A 4,919-nucleotide genomic window follows, 5' to 3' on the forward strand; every position below is an offset into this window, starting at 1 on the left:
TTCAAACCTCAAAAAAGGAAGATACTATTTCTGCGCCGGCAGGATATCATCCAAAAGAGGAAAGCTGTAAGAAAGGGATGAAGGGATTTACCAAAAGATATTCCGTGTTGCTTTCTAATCTTTTTATTATAATCATTTAACATCTGTATCAGTTTCTGACCGGTATTCGAAAATTACATATTGATAGTCAATGAATTAAACGGGAGGCTGAAATTGTATTCCCAGAAAAAAAAACTGTAACGAATGAAAATTAATTAAAAAACACAGGTATTATGGTCATCATAGGAGATACACGCCCGCTTGCCAGTAAGAATTATACGTATACCATAAGCGGGGCTACAGGAAAGCCAAAAGTAAAACAATGGCAGGTAGAGTATGCAGGTAAAGTACTTGCTTCCAATACCAACGGGGTTTTTAATTTTAATCCTTCTATGGCTGGGAAAACTGTAAAACTGACTGCGGTGGTAGATATGCATGGTAAAGACATGAATTATTTCATCAACCTGCAGATTCTCGCAGCAATGCCAATTATAGAAGAGCTGTATTGGTTGGATATCAATAATGAAAGAATCGGAAAACGTATTGTAGGCTATTTGGATACCGTAAAACTGGTTATCAAAACAAAAAATATCCCTGCCAATGATAAAATAAAAGTAACCATTTATGAGGATGAGTATGTCGATGGACATGATGAAGATTCCTCAAGAAACATGGGAACCTATGAACCTTATGTAGATAAGAAAGGGTATGCCTACATAACCTTCGATAATATAAAAGTTTACCAGAAAAAGCTCAACAGTATGGATTATGTGGACGAAAGCGTTCACGAGTTTTATGCTAAAGTAGTTTACAGTAATAAAATCAACCAGGTAAAAGATACAATACAGCTTCAGGTAAAGAATGAACTCCGTAAACTGGTGCCGCCGCATGTAGGAAGTAATCCTGTTGTGGTGGGAAAAACGGATTCTGTAAAGAAGGAGAACAAAACAGGTTTGGAATTTACTTTCGGAGTTTTTATTGATGGAACTCTGAATAATATGTATAATACGGAGTTGAAACAAAAGTTTGGAAAAGAGCCACCAAAAAATACTACTGGTTTATTGATGAACAAAGAAGATGCCGAAAAAATTTATGATAAAAAAGGAGATAAAAAATATAAAGAAAGTAGCTATGAAAACGATTTATCCAATCCTGCTATATTATTTAAAAACTATACAATAGATAATGTAAAGACTTTTAGAATATATACAGAAGGGATAGGAACAAACTCAGCACCAAAGGGGCAAGGTGATCATTTAGGGGTTGATGATTATAAAAAAGATGATGCGATGGAAGGGCCAGCTTTTGGAATGGGAAGTGCAGGTATTAAAGATAGAGTACGCAAAAGTATTGAGGATGTAATGAAAAGGATTAAGCAAATGTCCACCGGACAGATGAATGTTTATATAAAAACAATTACATTTGATGTATTTGGATTTAGTAGAGGAGCTGCAGCTGCAAGACATTTTGTACATGTAGTAAAATATCCTGCATATAAAGCTGAAACAACTTATACAACGAATGAGTTTGGAGAAATGAAAAATGTTAGAGCATGGGATGCATTTGGATATCAATTACCTCAATCTTATGGCAACCAGATGATGCCTGGGTACGGTTATTTAGGACAATTGTTAAAAGAAGCTAAGTTACTTGATGACCAAACTATTATTAATGTTCGTTTTGTTGGTATTTATGATACAGTTCCTCATCACGGATTGAGGCAAAAAAATGATATTAAAGATTTAGGATTAAATGATGTTAATAAAGCCAATTATGTAGTTCATATGGTGGCTGCAGATGAACATCGTTATAACTTTGATCTTGTTGATATTTCTTCGGTAGCCAAAGTTTCTCCAGATAGTGGAAAGAAAGGAGGTATTGAACTGACTTATCCGGGGGTGCATTGTGATGTGGGAGGCGCATATGTTGAGGGAGATGGTAATACTCCATATAGAATAGATGTTGGAAGAATTAAAGGACCTCTTGAAGATTTACAAAAAGAAATTGTGGCTAAAGGATGGTTTAAGAATGATGAGATGTCAATACATTTTTATACATCTGGCTTAATGTTGAGCTTAGCAAGAAGTTTTTATAGATTGCAAGGTTCTAAAAAGTATGTGAGTAATCAATACAGTTATATCCCACTGCATATTATGGCTGAGTTTTGTAAAAAAAAGGACGTTCCTATTGATGATATTGCTTTACAAAAATTTAAAAGGTTTACTGATAATCCTGTTCCTGATAACGTTAATTTTTTAGAGAAAATAAAAAAAATATACTGGAAATATAGTTTTGAAGGAGGAACACCATTAAAATTTGTAGAACCCAAGGTTTATACAGAGCCACCTATTGTGTTCGCTGCCGGAAGCCCACAAGCTACTCAATATAAGTTGGAATGGGAAAAAAGACAAAAAGAAGGACAAGTAAAATTAGACGCAGAAGTAGAAAAAGATAATTTTGATATTAAAAAACTAAGATATCATTATCTTCACTGGAATTCCTCTTATGGTTCTTCGGAAGAAAGTTGGGGATCTTTCCTTTCAGATAAGAATAAGCCTAATATGGTCAACGGAAAAAGAAAAAGAGATGTACATTAATATAAAATTAATCTGGGCATTCATATCAATTGTGATAATATCTGGATGCGTAAAAAAAGAGCAAAAACAAAATGATAAAAAAGATATGAAGGAAGCAGCATTCTCTTATATGGTTACCGTCTCAGCGCCCAAGGAATATCCCATAGAAGTACACGAAGGCTGGCTATCTAATAAAGATAAAAAGTTAATTTGTGGAATGCCTAAAGCCGGCCACACAACAGGGAGCTGGGAATATGATGGTGTTGAAGCTGGGCAAGGAGGAAATGAAATTCCTATTCATCTAAATCTTACCTACGTGGCGTATGCGGAGAAAAAATTTTATACCGTAGATGCAGATTTGCCATCGGATAAGATTTTGGAAGAGTTCCGAAAAGGTTTCTCATTGGTGGAGGCTCCTAACGGTCAGAATATTTATACGGATGTTAAACAGGGTACTTATGATACCTTTACAGTAGGGGCTGCTCCTGGTGGTGTAATCGTTGTATGGTTGTCAGCAGGGCATCATAGAGTAGAAATATGTAGGCTACAGGCTAAAGAAGTTTTTGTGGATAAAAATGATTTTATGGGTTTTGTGGATAAAAAGGAAAGCCAACAACAGTTCTATGATGACCTTTACAAGATAATGATTAAAGATAGTGTTAGAACTGAAATTGATAAAAACGGTATTCCATTTGGTTTATGGGACCAATATCGTACTAAATACAAATATCGCTTTACTTTAAAACCTTATGATGAAAAAGATAAAATAGTTTTTGAATCTATACGCTATTATAATGGAGAAGCAACAATATATTATCCCCAAGATCTTGCCAAAATCGAGTATATGACGGCAGCCATTCCTTATAATGCAAGTATTTCCTTTACAAAATACAATACAGAAATCTTTTTTGATGATAAAGAACTGATGAAGTTATTTGAAAGCTTTAAACAAAAGTATCCTGATAAACCTGTAGATATTGTTTTGGTACCTGCATTTATGTATAATGAAATTACTTTATATATAGAATGTAGTGGTGAAAAAATTAAATTGGAAAAAGCAAAAGTAGCTAAGATCTGGGGTGGTTAAGATCAATGATATAATGTTGATTATCAGTATGATATTCTTTTTGTCTTTATTACAGAATTGTAGTAAAGAAAATAAGAATATACAAGAAGAATTTTCTTATATGGTAACAATGTCAGCTCCCAAGGAATACCCTGTAGAAGTACATATAGGGGTATTGACTGATGATAAAAAAGAGTTGATTTGTGGAGTCCCTAAAGCTGGAGTTACTACAGGAAGCTGGCAGTATGATGGAGTTGAAGCAGGTCAGGGTGGTAGGAGAATTCCGTCTCATTTAGATCTGACTTATGTCAGCTATGCAGAGAAAAAATTCTGGCGGGTGAATGCTGATTTGCCTAAAGAAAAAATACTTCAATTGTTTAGAGAAGGTTTTATGGTGGAAGGAAATCCTGATAGTACTGGTGAAATTCCTTTGGAAGAGGGTACCTATGATGAAATTACTATAGGAGCAGCACCTGGGGGAGTGGTTGTTGCATGGCTATCAGGAAATCATCATAGGAAAGAAGTTTGTCGTTTAAAGGCTGAAGAAATATTTGTAGATAAAAATAAATTTAGACCTCATCCACAATATGATGAAACTCAAGAACAGTTTTTTGATAAAAAATATGCAATAAATATTTCTGATAGTACAAAAACAGCTATTGCAAAGAATGGGATTCCTTTTGGATTATGGGATAGATATAGAGAAAAATATAATTATCGTTTTGTACTGGCGCCTTATGATAGTAAAGATAAAATTACAGGATTATATCGTATTAATTATAACGGAGAATCTGAAATTTTAATGGATGCCAAATTAGTGGCAGCTTATAAGCCTGATAGTATTCCTTACGATGTTAATTTTGATTTTACCAAATATAATGCAGAAATTATTTTTAATGATGCTGAAATGCTGCAGGTTTTTGACAAATTGAGAAAATCATTTCCTGAGCAGCCTATAGATATTGTATTGGTTCCTGGTTTTATGTATAATGATTTTAAAGTGGTGGTACAATGTAAAGATAAAAAGATAGCTTTAGAAAAATTTAAAGTGAAAAGAGTCTGGGGTGGCTAGAATAAATATAAAAATCAGCAAAAAGTATATTTTCGATGAGGTTTATTGAGGGTGCTTAGGAAAGTCAAGCACATCAGTTCCTATTTTTCAATAAAGCTTTAAAAAGGTGAGTAAAACCATCACTGTAAAATAAAAACATCCATTCACCGGATGTTTTTTTATTGAT

At 33.8% G+C, this 4,919-nt stretch carries 3 protein-coding genes; all 3 read left to right on the forward strand.

Going from position 1 to position 4,919, the window contains the following annotated elements:
• Positions 1-272: 272 nt before the first annotated feature.
• The 3 genes from BBH99_RS09695 (at position 273) to BBH99_RS09705 (ending at position 4,753) form a co-directional block, all read left to right on the forward strand.
• Entirely contained in the window at positions 273-2,636 is a 2,364-nt protein-coding gene (locus BBH99_RS09695) for a phospholipase effector Tle1 domain-containing protein (protein ID WP_066695032.1), read from the forward strand.
• An 85-nt stretch (positions 2,637-2,721) separates the two neighbouring features.
• Entirely contained in the window at positions 2,722-3,702 is a 981-nt protein-coding gene (locus BBH99_RS09700) for a DUF2931 family protein (RefSeq protein WP_228390778.1), read from the forward strand.
• Positions 3,703-3,715: 13 nt separating this feature from the next.
• Positions 3,716-4,753 carry a DUF2931 family protein gene (locus BBH99_RS09705; protein WP_073300327.1) on the forward strand — a complete coding sequence of 346 codons (1,038 nt, stop codon included), beginning with the start codon at positions 3,716-3,718 and terminating at the stop codon, positions 4,751-4,753.
• The last annotated feature ends 166 nt before the right edge of the window (positions 4,754-4,919 follow it).

This window comes from Chryseobacterium contaminans (assembly GCF_001684955.1).
Classification (GTDB): domain Bacteria; phylum Bacteroidota; class Bacteroidia; order Flavobacteriales; family Weeksellaceae; genus Chryseobacterium; species Chryseobacterium contaminans.

Excerpts from the sequence above, each read along its gene's own strand:
- BBH99_RS09695 (WP_066695032.1), top strand. The coding sequence starts at position 273 with ATGGTCATCATAGGAGATACACGCCCGCTTGCCAGTAAGAATTATACG.
- BBH99_RS09700 (WP_228390778.1), top strand. The coding sequence starts at position 2,722 with ATGAAGGAAGCAGCATTCTCTTATATGGTTACCGTCTCAGCGCCCAAG.
- BBH99_RS09705 (WP_073300327.1), top strand. The coding sequence starts at position 3,716 with ATGTTGATTATCAGTATGATATTCTTTTTGTCTTTATTACAGAATTGT.